This window comes from Pseudonocardia sp. MH-G8, assembly GCF_002262885.1.
Classification (GTDB): domain Bacteria; phylum Actinomycetota; class Actinomycetes; order Mycobacteriales; family Pseudonocardiaceae; genus Pseudonocardia.
Genome location: NZ_NKYF01000001.1, coordinates 890,549 through 906,200, shown reverse-complemented (window position 1 = coordinate 906,200; position 15,652 = coordinate 890,549). Strand labels below are relative to the sequence as shown.

General features: G+C 73.6%; 15 protein-coding genes. 10 read left to right on the top strand and 5 right to left on the bottom strand.

Features of this window, described 5'->3' with window-relative positions:
- The first annotated feature begins 30 nt into the window (after window positions 1-30).
- The 4 genes from CFP66_RS04240 (at window position 31) to CFP66_RS04225 (ending at window position 3,663) form a co-directional block, all read left to right on the top strand.
- Window positions 31-897 (top strand): SDR family oxidoreductase, encoded by an 867-nt coding sequence (locus CFP66_RS04240; protein WP_094920465.1) that lies wholly within the window; start codon window positions 31-33, stop codon window positions 895-897.
- Window positions 894-1,787: a diiron oxygenase gene (locus CFP66_RS04235; RefSeq protein WP_094920464.1), complete on the top strand. Its 894-nt coding sequence runs from the start codon at window positions 894-896 to the stop codon at window positions 1,785-1,787. The genes CFP66_RS04240 and CFP66_RS04235 overlap by 4 nt, the downstream gene beginning before the upstream one ends.
- A gap of 78 nt (window positions 1,788-1,865) precedes the next feature.
- Window positions 1,866-2,714: a type II CAAX endopeptidase family protein gene (locus CFP66_RS04230; protein ID WP_143517109.1), complete on the top strand. Its 849-nt coding sequence runs from the start codon at window positions 1,866-1,868 to the stop codon at window positions 2,712-2,714.
- Window positions 2,715-2,751: 37 nt separating this feature from the next.
- Window positions 2,752-3,663: an alpha/beta fold hydrolase gene (locus CFP66_RS04225; protein ID WP_094920462.1), complete on the top strand. Its 912-nt coding sequence runs from the start codon at window positions 2,752-2,754 to the stop codon at window positions 3,661-3,663.
- Window positions 3,664-3,887: 224 nt separating this feature from the next.
- Here CFP66_RS04225 and CFP66_RS46985 read toward each other — a convergent pair whose 3' ends face one another.
- The gene (locus CFP66_RS46985) at window positions 3,888-4,100 is read right to left on the bottom strand and encodes a hypothetical protein (protein ID WP_143517108.1); all 213 of its coding nucleotides are present in this window, start codon (window positions 4,098-4,100) and stop codon (window positions 3,888-3,890) included.
- Window positions 4,100-4,327 (bottom strand): hypothetical protein, encoded by a 228-nt coding sequence (locus CFP66_RS04215; protein WP_094920460.1) that lies wholly within the window; start codon window positions 4,325-4,327, stop codon window positions 4,100-4,102. Before CFP66_RS04215 ends, CFP66_RS46985 begins: the two co-directional genes overlap by 1 nt.
- A gap of 188 nt (window positions 4,328-4,515) precedes the next feature.
- Between CFP66_RS04215 and CFP66_RS04210 the strand changes: the two genes are divergently transcribed.
- Window positions 4,516-5,136, top strand: a complete 621-nt coding sequence (locus CFP66_RS04210) for an ATP-dependent Clp protease proteolytic subunit (protein WP_094920459.1) — start codon at window positions 4,516-4,518, stop codon at window positions 5,134-5,136.
- Between the two features lie 16 nt (window positions 5,137-5,152).
- Window positions 5,153-5,719 (top strand): ATP-dependent Clp protease proteolytic subunit, encoded by a 567-nt coding sequence (locus CFP66_RS04205; protein ID WP_094920457.1) that lies wholly within the window; start codon window positions 5,153-5,155, stop codon window positions 5,717-5,719.
- Window positions 5,720-5,740: 21 nt separating this feature from the next.
- On the opposite strand, the gene CFP66_RS04200 is transcribed toward CFP66_RS04205, so the two are convergent.
- The 3 genes from CFP66_RS04200 to CFP66_RS04190 are packed head-to-tail and all read right to left on the bottom strand — an operon-like array spanning window position 5,741 to window position 8,116.
- Entirely contained in the window at window positions 5,741-6,364 is a 624-nt protein-coding gene (locus CFP66_RS04200; RefSeq protein WP_094920456.1) for a TetR/AcrR family transcriptional regulator, read from the bottom strand.
- Between the two features lie 46 nt (window positions 6,365-6,410).
- A complete protein-coding gene (locus CFP66_RS04195; protein ID WP_094920454.1) occupies window positions 6,411-7,604 on the bottom strand; it encodes an HAD family hydrolase in 1,194 nt (397 codons plus the stop codon).
- Window positions 7,601-8,116, bottom strand: coding sequence for a hypothetical protein (locus CFP66_RS04190; protein WP_094920453.1), 516 nt, complete (start codon window positions 8,114-8,116; stop codon window positions 7,601-7,603). The genes CFP66_RS04195 and CFP66_RS04190 overlap by 4 nt, the downstream gene beginning before the upstream one ends.
- 113 nt (window positions 8,117-8,229) lie before the next feature.
- Here CFP66_RS04190 and CFP66_RS04185 point away from each other — a divergent pair, with 113 nt between their 5' ends.
- The 4 genes from CFP66_RS04185 to CFP66_RS04160 all read left to right on the top strand — a co-directional run bounded on the left by CFP66_RS04185 (window position 8,230) and on the right by CFP66_RS04160 (window position 15,463).
- Window positions 8,230-9,282: an alpha/beta fold hydrolase gene (locus CFP66_RS04185; protein WP_233159125.1), complete on the top strand. Its 1,053-nt coding sequence runs from the start codon at window positions 8,230-8,232 to the stop codon at window positions 9,280-9,282.
- A 50-nt stretch (window positions 9,283-9,332) separates the two neighbouring features.
- Window positions 9,333-10,505: an adenylyltransferase/sulfurtransferase MoeZ gene (moeZ, locus tag CFP66_RS04180; RefSeq protein WP_094920449.1), complete on the top strand. Its 1,173-nt coding sequence runs from the start codon at window positions 9,333-9,335 to the stop codon at window positions 10,503-10,505.
- Window positions 10,506-10,867: 362 nt separating this feature from the next.
- Window positions 10,868-14,371 carry a hypothetical protein gene (locus CFP66_RS49010; RefSeq protein ID WP_233159124.1) on the top strand — a complete coding sequence of 1,168 codons (3,504 nt, stop codon included), beginning with the start codon at window positions 10,868-10,870 and terminating at the stop codon, window positions 14,369-14,371.
- A gap of 270 nt (window positions 14,372-14,641) precedes the next feature.
- Entirely contained in the window at window positions 14,642-15,463 is an 822-nt protein-coding gene (locus CFP66_RS04160) for a TIGR02569 family protein (protein WP_094921516.1), read from the top strand.
- The last annotated feature ends 189 nt before the right edge of the window (window positions 15,464-15,652 follow it).

Genomic DNA, 15,652 nt, shown 5'->3' with positions numbered 1-15,652 from the left:
TAACAGCAAGCGTATCGGGAGGCCGGAACGATGGCAGCGACAGCGGCGTCCGCCCCAACCCCCGCCCGCGTGCTCGTCACGGGCGCCGCGGGCGGCTTCGGGGCGCCCACCAGCATGCGGTTGCGCGAGCGGGGCGCCCAGGTCGTCGGGCTCGACGTCGCGGGCGGCGACGACGTCCTCGCGTGCGACATCACCGACACGGCCGCCGTCGAGGCGGCGGTCGCCGAGGCCGTGCAGCGCCTGGGCGGGCTCGATGCCGTGGTGCACTACGCCGGCATCGGCACGCCGAACGACGCGGGCGGCCCCCTCGAACCGGACGCGCTGCGCGTCATCGACGTCAACCTCCTGGGCGCGTGGCGGGTCACCGCCGCGGCGCTGCCCGCGCTGACGGCGAGCCGTGCCGAGCGCGGGGGAGCGCGCGGCCGGGCCGTCTTCGTCTCCAGCGAGCTGGCCTACCTCACGCTGCCGTTCGTCTCCGCCTACAGCGTCGCGAAGCGCGGCATGGCCGCCTACGCCGATGCCCTGCGCCTCGAGTACGGCACCGAGCTGCAGGTCAGCACCGTCTACCCGGGGTACGTGCGCACCCCGATCCACGCCGCGGGCGCCGAGGTCGGGCTCGCGTTGGAGGGCCAGGTGCGCCGCGAGGAGGTCGAGGACGTCGTCGGCACCGTGCTGCGGGTGCTCGCCTCCCGACGGCCGCCGCGCGACACCGCCTGCACGCGCGCGGGCAACCTGGAGCTGTGGGCCGGCCGGCACCTGCCCGGCGTGGTCGGCCCGGCCGTGGCCCGGCGCATCCACTCGCAGGCCGCCGCGGGTCGCTTCGACGGATCGCCGCTGGCCGCAGGCCTCGTCGCGCGGCTGACCGGCCGCCGCGCCCCGGAACGGAGCACCCGGTGACGCGCGCCGTCGGCGACCGGGAGGCCACGGCCGAGCGGCTGCTGCGCTCGTCGCTGGAGCACTCCTACGAGCCGGGGATCGACATCGACTGGGACGCCCCGCTCGTCGACGGCGCCTGGGCGGTACCGGAGCACCGCGTCTCGCTCTACGGCACGCCGTTGTGGGACGGCCTGAGCGAGGAGCAGCGACACACCCTCGCGAGGCACGAGATCTGCAGCATCGCCCGCATCGGCCTGTGGTTCGAGATCATCCTCATGCAGATGCTGCTGCGCTACGCCTACGACCGCGACCCGCGCCGCCGCCACATCCAGTACGCGCTCACCGAGATCGCCGACGAGTGCCGGCACTCGATCATGTTCGCGAGAATGACCGAGCGCTACGGCGTGCCGGACTACGCGCCGCGCCGCGTCACCCACGAGCTGGGGCGGCTGTTCAAGACCGTCGGCACCGGGCCCGCGATGTTCGCCGGCACCCTGTTCGTCGAGGAGATCCTCGACCAGCTCCAGCGCGAGGCGATGCGCGACGAGACCGTGCAGCCGCTCACCCGCATGGTCAACAAGATCCACGTGACCGAGGAGGCCCGGCACGTCCGGTACGCCCGCGAGGAGCTGATCCGGATCATGCCGAAGACCAACCGGGCGCAGCGGGAGCTCGCCCGCTACCTCGCGGCGCGGATCGCGTTCGTCGTGGCCCGCAACCTCATCCACCGCGACGTCTACGCCTCGGTCGGCATCGACCCCGCCACCGGGCACCGCGCGGCGCTGGCCAACCCGCACCACCAGGAGATGTTGCGCTGGTCGGCGCGCAAGCTCGTGCCGTTCCTGCGCGAGCAGGGCATCATCGGGGGGCCGACCGAGATCCTCTGGCGGAAGGCCCACCTGGTCCGATGATCACGCGACCCGTCGCCGCGGGCGGCGCGACCGGCGACCGATTTGTCCGATCGCCCTCGGTCCGGCCATGCTGGCGCGGTGAGCGCAGGTGCGGCCACCCCCGACAGCTCCGGGAGCGCGTCCGCCGCGCAGCCCTCCTGGAAGCGCCTGCTCGCGGCGGCGCTGGTGACGGTCTCCGCGGTCGCGCTGTTCGGCCTGCAGGAGCGACTGATCGGGTACGCGCTGATCGTCGCCGGTCTGGTGGTCGCAGCGGTGGCGGACCGCCTGCTGCTGCGGCACCTGGTCCTCATCTCCACCGGTCTGGTCGTCATCAGCACGATGTCGCTGGAGGCGGACCTGAGCAACGCCGGCATGGCCCGTTTCGCCATCACCCTGTCGGCGGCGGTCGCCCTGCCTTACGCCCTCTCCCGGTGGTGGCATCGGGAGGACGTCATCAGGTTCCCGGTCGGAACCGGGAACCGGTGGAGCCGGTTCGAGTGGGGCTACCTGGCGCTGGTGGCCGTCGCCGGCTACCTGGTCCTCCCGGTGTACTTCCTGGGCTCGGGTGCCTATCGGAACTGGCCCGACGTCTCCGGCACCGACGAGATCATCCGGCTGTTCATCGGCGTCAACGCCGTCGGACTGTGGGACGAGCTGTTCTTCATCTGCGTCGTCTTCGCCCTGCTCCGCCACCACTTCCCGTTCTGGCAGGCGAACCTCCTGCAGTCCGTGGTGTTCGTCTCGTTCCTCTGGGAGCTGGGCTACCGCGGCTGGGGCCCGCTGCTCACGGTGCCCTTCGCCCTGCTGCAGGGCTACATCTTCCAGCGCACGCGGTCACTGCCCTACGTGGTCACCGTCCACCTGACCTTCGACGCCATCATCTTCGGCATCCTCGTGCACGCCTACAACCCCGCCCTGGTGGACGTCTTCCTGACCGACCCGCGGTAGCGAGCCGGATCCGCAGGCGGAAGGGGTACCTCGTCCGATGACCACCGCCCGATCCGTCCCCGCCTCCGACGGCGTGCCGCTGCACGTCAGGCTGGACGGCCCGCCGGATGCGCCCGTCACGGTCGTCCTGGTCCACGGTTGGACGCTCGACCGGCGCACCTGGGGGCCGGTCGCCGGCTCGCTCGCGACCGGGCCCGCTCCGGTGCGCGTGGTGCGGCCCGACCACCGCGGCCACGGCGGCTCCGGGGCCGTGGCGCCGGAATCGATGACGATCGACCAGCTCGCCGACGACCTCGCCCAGGTCATCGCCGCCACGGCACCCGAGGGGCCCTTGGTGCTCGCGGGGCACTCGATGGGCGGGATGACCCTGATGGCGCTCGCCGAACGCCACCCGCACCTCGTGGCCAGGGTGCGCGGCATCGCGCTGGTCGCCACCGCGAGCGGTGGCCTCGCCGAGCGGCCGTTCGGCCTGTCCCCGCGGGGCACGGCCGTCTTCCGTCGCGTGGAGCAGCGGGTGTACGGGTCCCGCCGTTGGACCACCCGGGACAGCCTCGGTGACCCGCGCCTGCTGGCTCCCGGAATGCGTTGGCTGCTGCTCGGGCCGCGAGCGGACCGGGATGCCCGCCGGATCACCTGCGAGGTGGTGGCCGGGTGCCGACCGCTGACGGTCTCCGGCTTCCGGCCGACCCTCGAGACGCACGAGCGCGATGCGGCGCTGGCCGCCTTCGCGGAGATCCCGACCGTCGTGCTGGTCGGTTCGCGGGACCGCCTCACTCCCGTGCGCGCCGCTCGCCGGATCGCCGCCGCACTGCCCACCGCGGACCTGACGATCTTCCCGGACGCCGGGCACATGCTGCCGCTGGAACGGGTGTCGGGGGTGGCGGGCCGGATCGCCGGCCTGGCCGCCGGCGCCGCGAGGGCGGCCCAGCCGCAACGCCGCACGGCCTGATCGCCGCGAGCCGCACCTGACTGCTGCGCGTCGCGCCGACGGGCCCCCGTCCGGTGATCGTCGCGACAAGTACGTGGTTGCGGTGGTTGGGCGGTGGTGTGCGGCTCGGTCGGATCACGGCCGGTTGATCGGTGTGAGAGGTGCGTGGTTGTTGCGGTAGCAGCGCTGGTGTGCGGGTGGCGACGATCATCCGGACGGCCCCGGGTCCGCGCCGGGGCGTCCGGTCACCGCGGCACGGCGGGGTCGTGGCTGCGGCGGGACCGGACCGGTGGCAGCGGGGGAGCGGTCGCCGGGATGCGGAGCCGGGCGCCCAGCGTCCGGAGTCGGTCCTCGTGCGCGCGGGCGTGGTGGGTGCAGAAGAGCAGCTCGCCGAAGGGCAGTTCGGCCCGCACCCGGGCCACGGCGGGGCAGCGGTCGCAGTGTTCGGGGAGTGCCATCACGCCGCCTCGAGCAGCGCGTGGCCGTCCGCCGTCAGGTGGGCGGGGCCGGGGCCGGTGCGGATCAGGCCCGCGTTCGTCAGCCGGCGGCCGACGAACTGGTCGCAGCACCCCACACCGTCGACGGCGAGCAGGCAGCCCGTGGAGAGGGTGCAGCGCCCGGCGGCGACGGCTCGCAGGACGGCGCGGTCCCGGTGGCTGAGGATCGTGCTGGTGGTGGTGGTCATCGCCGGCTCCCTCCCGGTCGGTGCGCCCGTGTGGCGCGTTGCCGGATGAGACCGGCACCACATTCGGAACTCATCGGCGCGGAGGGCGTCCGCCCTGGGCGAAAGCGGTTCGCCCCCGGCGAAGCAGCGGGGGTGAGCAGGCCCGACGCCGTTAGCGTCCGCCTCGTCCACACCCTGGAGGTGCCCGCATGCCAGTCACGGAGATCCGTGCCCGCAGTGTCCTGCCGTCGTTCGTCGAGCGGACGAGCTACGGCCACCAGGAGACGAACCCCTACAGCAAGCTGTTCGAGGAGCGGATCGTCTTCCTCGGTGCCCCGGTCGACGACGTCTCGGCCAACGACGTCATGGCGCAGCTGGTGTGCCTCGAGTCGAGCGAGCCGGACCGGGCGATCTCGATGTACATCAACTCGCCCGGCGGCTCGTTGACGGCGATGACCGCCATCTACGACACGATGCGCTACATCCGACCGGAGGTGCACACCTACTGCCTCGGGCAGGCGGCCTCCGCCGCGGCGGTGCTGCTCGCCGCCGGGACGCCCGGCCGTCGCGCCGTGGTGCCGAACGCCCGGGTGCTGATCCACCAGCCCAGCGTCGAGGCCATCCACGGCCAGACCTCCGACCTGGAGATCCACGCCGCCGAGGTCACCCGGTTGCGCAGGCAGCTCGAATCGGCGCTCTCCGAGGCCACGGGACAGTCGCCGGAGCGCATCCGCGACGACATCGAGCGCGATCTCATCCTCACCGCCGAGGAGGCCGTGGCCTACGGGCTCGCAGACACCGTGATCGCCAGCCGCAAGCCCACCCGCTAGGGAAGGACCCGCAACCATGAGTGCACCCCAGGGCGTCACCACCCTCGACGACTCGGTCTACGACCGGCTGCTGCACGAGCGCATCGTCGTGCTCGGTCAGGAGGTCGACGACCCCGTCGCCACGAAGCTGATCGCGCAGCTGCTCCTGCTCGCGGGGGAGGACCCGCACGCGGACATCACGCTCTACATCAACTCGCCCGGTGGTTCGGTCTTCGCGGGCATGGCCATCTACGACACGATGCACGCGATCGAGCCGGACGTCTCCACCGTCGCCACCGGGATGGCCGCCTCCATGGGACAGTTCCTGCTCACGGCGGGTGCTCCCGGCAAGCGTTTCGCGCTCCCGCACTCCCAGGTGATGATGCACCAGCCCTCGGGCGGGGCGGGCGGCTCGGAGTCCGACATCGTGATCCGCGCGGAGATGCTGAGCAGGCTCAAGCGGCGGATCGCCGAGCTCACGGCCGAACACTCCGGGCAGCCGGTGGAGCGCATCGAGGCCGACTTCGACCGCGACCGCTGGTTCAGCGCCCAGGAGGCGGCCGACTACGGCCTGGTCGACCGCGTGCTCACCGGCGGGAACTGAGCGCCGCCGCCGGCCGGCGGGTCAGTCGTGCACCAGGGGGAAGCCGGCGAGGCCGCGCCACGCGAAGCCCGACATCAGCGAGACGGCCTCGTCGCGCGGGACGCTCTGGTCCGAGTCGAGCCAGTACTGGGCGGCCACCTGGCTCAGCCCGACGAGCCCGACGGCGAGCATCCGGGCTCGGGGGGCGTCCAGCCCGGCGTCGGTGGTGACGGCCGCGGCGACGGTGTCGATGCAGCGGGTGAGCGCGCCGTCCACGACGGCCGCGGCCTCGGGCTCGCCGCGCAGGTCGGACTCGAACACCAGGCGGTAGGCCTGGCCCTCACCGGCCACGAAGTCGAAGTAGGCCGACACGGCCGCGTGCACGCGCTGCTCGTTGTCGGTGGTGCCGCGGATGGCGTCGGCGACCCGTTCCACCAGCTCGTCGGCGTAGGTGGTGAGCAGCGCCCGGTAGAGCTCGAGCTTGCCGGGGAAGTGCTGGTAGAGCACCGGCTTGCTCACGCCCGCGCGCTCGGCGATGTCGTCCATCGCGGCGGCGTGGTAGCCGTGCGCCGCGAAGACGTCCCGGGCGGCCACGAGCAGCTGGGCCCGACGTGCGTCGCGCGACAGCCGGGTGCCGCGGTGCACCGGTGCCGGTGCCTCGGTCATGCGGTTGCCCTCCCGTCGTCCACCCGATCGGGTGCGAAGGCACACCTTACCCGCCGGTAGTACCGAACCGCTCGAGCCGCAGGCTGTTGGCGACGACGACGAGCGCGCTCGCCGCCGTCAGCGCTGCGGCGAGGGCGGGGCCCAGCGCTCCGATGGCCGCGGCCGGGAGGACGGCGGCGAGGCAGACGAGTGTCCAGACGAGGTTGGCCCTGGCCACGCCGGTGGCCCGGTGGGCGAGCCGGACGGCGTCCACGGCGGCGGTGAGGCCGGGATGCGCCGGCGCGACCGGGTCCGTGCGAAGGGCCAGGTCCGCGGCGGCGAGCGCAGCGCCGTGCGTCCCGTCGGCCACCACCGCCACGCGGGCACCGGCGCACCGCAGCGCGTGCACGACCGCGGCCTCGTCCTCGGGGGCGAGCCCGGCGTGCACGGCCTCGGGGTCGATGCCGCACCGCCCGGCGACGTACCGCGCGGCGGCCTCGGCATGCGCGGTCAACAGGACGGGCCGGACGCCGAGCCCGCGCAGGGCGTGCACGGCCGAGCCGTGGGACGCGGACACGGCGCAACCCACCGCCAGCACGGCGCGCGCCACCCCGTCCCACGCCACCGCGACGGGGGTCCGGCCGGCGGCCGACGCCTGCGCCGGGGCGTCGGCCAGCTCGGCGGGCAGGGCGATGCCGTAGTCGGTCAGCAGCGCGACATCTCCGACGAGCACGGCGTGCGCGATCACCGTCGGCTCCCCGTCCGGGCCGGTGACGAGCTCCGCGACGAGTCCGCGGGCGCCGAGATCGTCGACTGCGTCGAACTCCGCGACCCGGGGGAGCACCGACGATGCGGCGGCGACGGCGCGATCCACCGGTCGCGCGGACTCCTGCGCGACCGAACCGGCCAGGCGCAGCACGTCGTCCCGGGTGACGCCGTGCGCCAGCCGGACGTCCTGCACCTCCGGCCCGCCGGTCGTGAGGACCTCCGTGCCGGCCACGACCACGGTGTCGACGCGGAGCGCCTCGCTCGCGGCGGCGGGGAGCAGGATCCCGAGCCGGGCGCCGCGGCCCGCCGCCATCAGCAGGGGGGTCGCCGTCGCCAGGTGCAGCGCGAGCGGGACGCCACCGAGCAGCACGGCCAGGGCGTTGCCGAACGCCGTCACGGCCGGAGTGCCCGCGCCGAGGCGGTAGCCCAAGGTGGCCGCGGCGACCACTCCTACGACGGCGAGCGCGAGCGTCTCCGTGCGCCGCAGCGTCACGAGACCTCCCGGGCCGGGATCGTGAAGGTGGCGGTGTGCACGGCGCCCCCGTGCCGGAACTCCAGATAGAGCCGGTAGTCGCCGGACGCCGTGGCACCCGTCGTGAACGCGAGACCGGGGCCGGATCGGTCGGTCGGGTCCGGCGCCGGGCCGCCCGAGCGCACCTGCAGCAGCGACAGGTCCTCGAGCCGCAGGACGACGAGGTGGCCGAACCCGCCGAGGTGCGGTTCCAGGTCGGTGACCGCTGCGCCGTCCCGGGTGATCGTGGCGAACACCTGCGACGGGCCGCCCGGCACGAGCTCGCCGTCCAGCCGCACGCGGTAGCCGTCCACCAGCGCCACCCGTGACTCCACCGGTGCGGGAGCGGGCACGGCGGCCCGCGAGATCGTGACGCTCGGCGCGGCCGCGGGGGGCACGGGACGCGAGGTGGTCGACGCGCCGACGCTCCACGCGACGGCGAACACGGCCGTCACCGCCGCGACGGTGCCGGCGAGCCGCGTTCCGGTGCCCATGTCCCTCCTCCCCCAGGTACAACGGCCCGGCGCCGCAGCGATGACGTCCCCCACAAGCGCGAGTCCCGTCACCGCGAGTGGCCGTGGTCGCTCGTCGGAGCCATCCTCGAGGGGTGAGCACGACAGTGACCGGGACCGCGCCGACCGGGACCGCCCCGACCCCGACCGCGCCGTACCGCGCGCGCGTCCGCCGCCAGGCCCCCGCGCCGGTGCCGGGGCCGCTGTTCGCCGACGCCGCCACGTTGCCGGTCCGGGACCCGCACCGGGCCCCCTGGCCGGGCGGTGAGGTGACCTCCGGCGGCGTCACGCTGCACGTGCGCGAGACACCGGGGCCGCAGGACACACCGGCCGTCTACGTCCACGGCCTGTCCGGCTCGGCGACGAACTGGACGGATCTCGCCGCGCTGCTCGCCACCCGCGCCGCCGGCACCGCGGTGGACCTGCCCGGTTTCGGGCTCTCGCGGCCGCTCGCGTCGCGCGACTACTCACCTGCCGGGCACGCCGACGCGCTGCTGTGTTTCCTCGCCGGCCGCGGACGCCCGGTGCACCTGCTGGGCAACTCCTTCGGGGGCGCGGTCGCGCTCAGCGTGGCCGCACGGCGTCCGGAGCTCGTGCGCACGCTCACGCTGGTCTCCCCGGCCATGCCCGACCTGCGCCCCGACCCGCGCCGCGTGTCCGACCCGAGGCTGCTGCTCTCGCTGCTGCCCGTGATCGGGCGGCGGGCCCGGGCCGCACTGGTCGCGGCCGATCCGCGCACCCGCGCCGAGCAGGTGGTGCGCCTGTGCTTCGGCGACCCGGGGATCGCCTCGGAGCACCGGCTGGTCGAGGCCGCCGCGGAGTACGCCGCGCGCGAACGGCTGGCGTGGGCCCGGGAGGCCGCCGAGCAGACCGGCCGGGGGATGGTCGCGGGCTGGTTGCGCGGGGAGTCGTTGTGGTCGGTGGCCGCGCGGGTGCAGGCCCCGACCCTGGTCGTGTGGGGTGAGCGCGACCGGCTCGTCGCGCCGCGGCTCGCCCACCGCACCGCCGCGGCACTGTCGAGCTCGCGGCTGCTGGTGCTGCCGGGTGTGGGGCACGTCGCGCAGATCGAGGCCCCCGACGTGGTGGCGCGCGCCGTCGCCGGCATGTGGGATGCGGTGGGGGCCGGGACCTGGGAAGAACCCGGGTGACCGCGACGTTGCCGCCTGAGAGACCGTACGTCGATGCGAGGAGCTTGATCATGGCGCTACCGCCGCTCGTGGAGCCGGCCGCCGAGCTGTCCAAGGAGGAGGTCGAGCGCTACAGCCGCCACCTCATCATCCCGGACGTCGGCATGGCGGGGCAGAAGCGGCTGAAGAACGCGAAGGTGCTGGTGGTCGGCGCGGGCGGGCTCGGTAGCCCGGCGCTGCTCTACCTGGCCGCCGCGGGCGTCGGCACGCTCGGCATCGTCGAGTTCGACGTGGTGGACGAGTCGAACCTGCAGCGGCAGGTCATCCACGGGCAGTCCGACGTCGGTCGCCCGAAGGGCGAGTCGGCCCGCGACTCCATCAAGGAGATCAACCCGAACGTCGAGGTGCGGCTGCACGAGCTGCGGCTCGAATCGTCGAACGTGCTCGACGTCTTCCGCGACTACGACCTCATCCTCGACGGCACCGACAACTTCGCCACGCGGTACCTGGTGAACGACGCCGCCGTCCTGCTCGGGAAGCCCTACGTGTGGGGCTCGATCTTCCGGTTCGAGGGGCAGGTCTCGATCTTCTGGGAGGACGCGCCGAACGGGCTGGGCCTGAACTACCGCGACCTCTACCCCGAGCCGCCGCCGCCCGGGATGGTGCCGTCGTGCGCCGAGGGCGGGGTGCTGGGCGTGCTCTGCGCCTCGATCGGCTCGATCATGGTGAACGAGGCCATCAAGCTGATCACCGGCATCGGCGAGCCGCTGCTGGGCCGGCTGATGGTCTACGACGCCCTGGAGATGAGCTACCGCACCATCAAGATCCGCAAGGACCCGAACACGCCGAAGATCACCGAGCTCATCGACTACGACGCGTTCTGCGGCGTGGTGTCCGACGACGCGCAGAGCGCCGCCGCGGGCAGCACGATCACCGCGCTCGAGCTCAAGGAGATGATCGACGCGGGCAAGGACTTCGAGCTCATCGACGTCCGGGAGCAGAACGAGTACGAGATCGTCAGCATCCCGGGCGCGAAGCTGATCCCGAAGGACCGCATCCTCTCCGGTGAGGCGCTCGCCGACATCCCGCAGGACAAGCCGGTGGTGCTGCACTGCAAGTCGGGTGCGCGCTCGGCCGAGGCGCTCGCCGCGCTGCACAAGGCGGGCTTCAAGGATGCCGTGCACGTCGGTGGCGGCGTCCTCTCGTGGGTCAAGCAGGTCGACCCGTCCCAGCCGGTGTACTGACCCCCCCACCCATCACACGGCGCCCCTTTCGGCATCCAGCCGGAGGGGGCGCCGTCGTTGTCGGGGTGCATCTGCTCGGTACGTTTGCAAGAACGGATCGAGCGGACGTGCGAGCGCTCTCACTAATGGCTCAATCGGGGGGTGCGGCAATGACGCAGCGTCACCTTCTTCCCTCGATGATGTTGGTCGAACGGAGCAGTGACACCCGGTCGAGCGCCGAGTAGCGTTCCGATCCCGGGAAGATCAAGACGGATCCGGCACCCGCGGGGTCGGGGTGCGCTGGGGCGCACACCACGGTGGCCGGACGGAGCGTCGCCGGGACCCGGCATGCCTTCCGTCACCCGGCGATGGGGGTCGCTTTGGTGGACGACGACGCGAGACGCTGCGCGCTGCCCGGGTGCGAGGTGGTGATCGAGGACATCCCGGGCCGTCCGCCGCGCCGCTACTGCACCGCGGCGCACCGCTCTGCCGCGCGCCAGGCCCGCCGGGCGGCGGCCCAGGTCGAGCAGGACACTCGGCTCGCCGCCACCCTCCCGTGGCTCCTGGAGCCCGCGGACGAGCCGTGGGAGCCTTCCGTGCCCCACGGTGCGCGGCTCCAGCGGGCCCGGGTGCAGGCGCGGCGGGCAGGCGCGCAGGAACGGCCCGGGCCGGTGCGCCCGACCGGCGGCAGCCGTCATCGCAGGCGCACCGTCGCCGTGGTGAGCGCGGCCGGCATCCTCGCCGGTGGTTACGCCGTCACCGCGTCCGCGCCGGTGCCGTCGGCCGTGCCGGTCCGGGCGGCGCCGGGGGTGAACACCGGGGAGGAGTGGATCGCCCACGCCCAGGTGACCCTGACCTCGCTCAACCGGCAGTTGGACACGATCGCCCAGACCGAGGACGCCTGGACCAGCCTCCCCGAGGAGCAGCGGGCCGAGGCGCCGCCCGCGGTCGAGGACCTGCACGCCCGCAAGGGGCTGCTCGAGCGGCGCAAGGCCACGCTGCAGTCCCAGATCGACACCTACCGCTCCCTCGATCGCGTCCGGGCGGACCTGCAGCTCACCGAGCGGCACCTGCAGGCCGTCGAGGAGGCCTTGGAAGACGTCCCCGCCAAGCGTCCGACCCCCCAGCAGGCCGCCGAGATCGCGGCGCTCGACGAGCAACGCGATCTGCGGCTGCGGCAACGCGAGGCGCGGCGCACGGAGCTGGAGAACCTGGAGCGCGGGGTCGACAACGCGGTGCGCGCCCCCCTGCCCGACGACGGTGAGGAGACCGCCGAGGTTCGCGAGCGCGTGCTCGAGGTCGTCGAGAGCGGGGGTTCCGACGGCGACGACGAGTCCGACGGCAAGGACTCGGACGGCTCAGGTGACTCCGACGGCGCCGGTCGTGACGAGTCCGACGGTGATGAGGCCGATCGCGACGAGGCCGATCGCGACGAGTCCGATCGCGACGAGGCCGATCGCGACGAGTCCGACGGCGACGAGCCCGATCGCGACGAGGCCGACGGCGACGAGCCCGACGACGAGCACGGCGGCCCGCCCGATCTGCCGGATGTCCTCGCGCGTGACGAGCAGGAGGAGGGCCAGGAGCGGCAGGACACGTCCAACGGCGCGCCACCCGACCCCCGTGGCCCCGGCGACGAGGCCGCGGAGCACCGTGACGAGCCCGATCCGCGCGCCGACGCCGACGAGCCGGACGGTCCCTCGGTGCTCGCCGATGGCGCCGAGCCGGACCCCGAGCGTGACAGCGGTCCGCTCGGCGACGTCCTCGGTCCGATCGACGAGGCGCTCCGCGGTGGGAACGACGGCCCGGCGGACGGCGACCGGGGCCCGGGCGGGCGGGACGCCGAGCCCGACGAAGGCGCCGCCGATGCTCGAGAGCCGTCCTCTCCCGACCGGGACGGGGACGGGCCGGGACGGGCCGGCGCACCGGACCGAGGTCCGTTGGACGACGTCGTCGACGCCCTTCCCGGCGGCGACGAGCGCAACTCCGGTGGTCCTGAGGCCGGCGCTCCCGATTCGAGCGCTCCCGGCTCTGACGCTCCCGGCTCTGGCGGTCGCGGCCCTGACGGTCCCGGCGCTGACGGTCCCGACACCGGCCGTCCTGACTCCCGTGGTCCCGACTCCGGGCGTGACGATCCGGGCGGCTCGATCGGGGACGCCGTAGGCGGGCTGGGGGATGTGCTGGGCGGCGGGCGGGACCGTGACGAGGGTGGTCCCGATCGCGATCGGGACGCTGACCGCGGGTCCTCCGGGCAGGAGCAGGAGCAGGAGGAAGGCGGCAGCGGCGACCGGGACGACTCCGGCGGCCCGGTCGGTGGCGTGGTCGACGCCGTCGGAGGCCTGCTCACCGGTGGCGGAGGGGACGGTGGGTCGTCGGACGATGACCGGGACGGTCGTGGGGGCGGCGGCGGGAACGGCGGCGGCGGGAACGGCGGCGACAGGGGCGACGACGACAGCGGCTCCGACCGGGACGACCGGGGCGACCGAAGCGACCAGGACGACCGAAGCGACCGGGACGACCGGGAGGACCGGGACGACCGGGGCGGATCGGAGTCGTCGCGACCGGGCGGTGTTCTCACCGGTGTGGTCGAGGTCGTGGACGATGCCCTGCCCGGGGATCGTGACGATGACGGTGCCGGTGGCAAGGACGAGAGCAAGGAGAGCAAGGAGAACAAGGACGAGAGCAAGGACCGCCGCGAGGACGAGAGCAAGGACGACCGCGAGGAGGACCCGAAGGGCGCGCGGAACGCCGACCGTTCCGACAACGCGGAGGGCCGCCACAGCGACGACTCCCGGGAAAGGGGTTCCGACCGGGACAGCTCGTCCGGAGGAGACCGTTCGGGCGGCTCGGACTCGCGGGACTCCGACGAGGAGGCGGTAGAGGCGGCCCTCGACGCGCTCGACGGTGACGACGGCTGGGGGATCGGCTCCCTGTTGCAGGTCGCAGCGGAGCAGAGCGACGACTCCGACGACGACGACGCGCAGGATGCCTCGGACGGGGACGAGCGCTCCGGGTCGCGCGATGCCGACGACGACCCGCGGGAGAGGGACTCCGGCGATGAGTCCGGCGATGAGTCCGGTGACGAGTCCGGCGATGACTCCGGCGATGACTCCGGGGACTGGTCGTCGTGGGACGACGAGGCTGTGGAGGCGGCCGTCTGGGAGGCGTTGGACCGCGCGGACGACGACCGCGATTCGGGCGACCGTGATTCGGAAGGCCGTGACTCGGGCGACCGTGACTCGGGCGACCGTGACTCGGAAGGCCGTGACTCGGACGACCGGTCGGACCGCTCCTCGTCGGCCTCCGAGCGTGATGCGGACGACTCCGACGCCGAGGGCTCTGGTCGGGAGGAGGACGCCGAGGACACCGACGACGATGGGCGGTCCGGCGGCGCTCGGGATTCCGAGGAGGCGCAGGACCGTGACTCGGACAGCGACCGTGACTCGGACAGCGAACGCGCTCCCGAGAACGAGGACGGCTCCGACGGTGATCGGGGCTCCGACGGTGATCGGGAGTCGGACGGTGATCGGGAGTCGGACGGTGATCGGGAGTCGGACGGTGATCGGGAGTCGGACGGTGATCGGGACTCCGACGGTGATCGGGACTCCGACGGTGACCGGGACTCCGACGGTGACCGGGACTCCAAGGAGGATGACTCCGGCGATGACTCCCGTGACAGGGACGACTCCGGCGGCGGTGATGATTCCGGCGATAGCGGTGACTCCGACGACAGTGGTGACTCCGACGACAGTGGGGACTCCGACGACAGTGGGGACTCCGATGACGGCGGGGATTCGGACGACGGCGGGGATTCGGACGACGGCGGGGACTCCGATGACGGCGGGGACTCCGACGACGGCGGCGATTCCGGCTCGGACGACGACTAGATCGGCGACCGGAACGCCCCGGACGAGAACCTCCATCGGGCGCGAGCAGCGGTCCGACACCCCCGGCGACTGCGAACAGTGGTCGTTCCGGGTGTGAACCGGTGCGACGGTGACGGGTCGCGTCCCTGATGGCGATCATGGGACGGCGGGGTGGCCGGAATCGCGACGGTCAGTGATCATGGGCGGCGGCACCGCACGATCGCGCGGTGCCGCGACGCGCCCCGCGTGGTTGCCCGGAAGACCGACCGCGCGCAGGTAGCGTGCGGTGTCGTGACCGCTGCGCCCGCTCTGTCGTCCGCCGGGGCCACCTTGCCCGCGCACGTCCGCACCGCGTTCGGCGTGAACGACGTCGAACCGCGGCCGGTCGTGTGGGCCGGGCGGCGTGCCTGGCATTGCGGCGACGTGCTCGTCCGTCCCGTTCCGGACAACGTCGTCGCCGCGTGGTCCGCCGCCGTGCTCGACGGCCTGGAGGTCGACGGGGTGAATCTCGCGCGGCCGCTGCGCTCCTCCGACGGGCGCTGGGTCGTCGGCGGTTGGGCGGCCTGCCGGTTCATCCCCGGGTTCGTGGAGCCTCGGTACGACGAGGTGATCGAGGCGTCGGTGCGGCTGCACGCGGCCACCACGGCGGTCTCGCGACCGCGGCTCCTCGACGACCGGGACGACCTGCTCACCCGCTCCGCTGCCGGGGCGTTCGGCGAGCGGCGTCTCACGCTCGACCCGGCTACCGGGGGTGAGCTGTACACGCAGCTCGCCGAGTTCCGCAAACCGATCCAGCTCGTTCCGCAGCTGGTGCATCCCGAGCTGTTCGGGGCCGTCCTGTTCGACGAGCACGGCGTCCCGGCGCTGATCGATCTCGTCCCGTGCTGGCGGCCGGCCCAGTGGGCCGCGGCTGTGATCGTCGTCGATGCGCTGGCGTGGGGCGGGGCCGACGAAGGGCTGCCCCACCGGTGGACGCACCTCGAGGAGTGGCCGCAGGTGCTCCTGCGCGCGCTGCTGCACCGCGTCGCCCTGCACGCCCAGCACTCCGAGGCCTCACCGCAGACCCTGGCCGGGCTGCAGCGTGCGGCGGGTGCGATCGGCCCGCTCCTGTAGGTCGCCTGCATGATCACCGCTCCGGTGCACGAACGGCGGGATCTCGCCGTCGGCGCACCGAAGCGATGATCACGCCGCTTTTCGCGCGCATCCATAGGCGCCCAGACCGCGACTTGCGTGCACCCAGACCCCGACTCGCGGGGTGGGGGCCTCACCTTCCGCGAGTCGCGGTGCCGGCGGATGTGGCGT

Coding starts and splice junctions, on each gene's coding strand:
- CFP66_RS04240 (WP_094920465.1), top strand. CDS start 31: ATGGCAGCGACAGCGGCGTCCGCCCCAACCCCCGCCCGCGTGCTCGTC.
- CFP66_RS04225 (WP_094920462.1), top strand. CDS start 2,752: ATGACCACCGCCCGATCCGTCCCCGCCTCCGACGGCGTGCCGCTGCAC.
- CFP66_RS46985 (WP_143517108.1), bottom strand. CDS start 4,100: ATGGCACTCCCCGAACACTGCGACCGCTGCCCCGCCGTGGCCCGGGTG.
- CFP66_RS04215 (WP_094920460.1), bottom strand. CDS start 4,327: ATGACCACCACCACCAGCACGATCCTCAGCCACCGGGACCGCGCCGTC.
- CFP66_RS04210 (WP_094920459.1), top strand. CDS start 4,516: ATGCCAGTCACGGAGATCCGTGCCCGCAGTGTCCTGCCGTCGTTCGTC.
- CFP66_RS04205 (WP_094920457.1), top strand. CDS start 5,153: ATGAGTGCACCCCAGGGCGTCACCACCCTCGACGACTCGGTCTACGAC.
- CFP66_RS04200 (WP_094920456.1), bottom strand. CDS start 6,364: ATGACCGAGGCACCGGCACCGGTGCACCGCGGCACCCGGCTGTCGCGC.
- CFP66_RS04190 (WP_094920453.1), bottom strand. CDS start 8,116: ATGGGCACCGGAACGCGGCTCGCCGGCACCGTCGCGGCGGTGACGGCC.
- moeZ (WP_094920449.1), top strand. CDS start 9,333: ATGGCGCTACCGCCGCTCGTGGAGCCGGCCGCCGAGCTGTCCAAGGAG.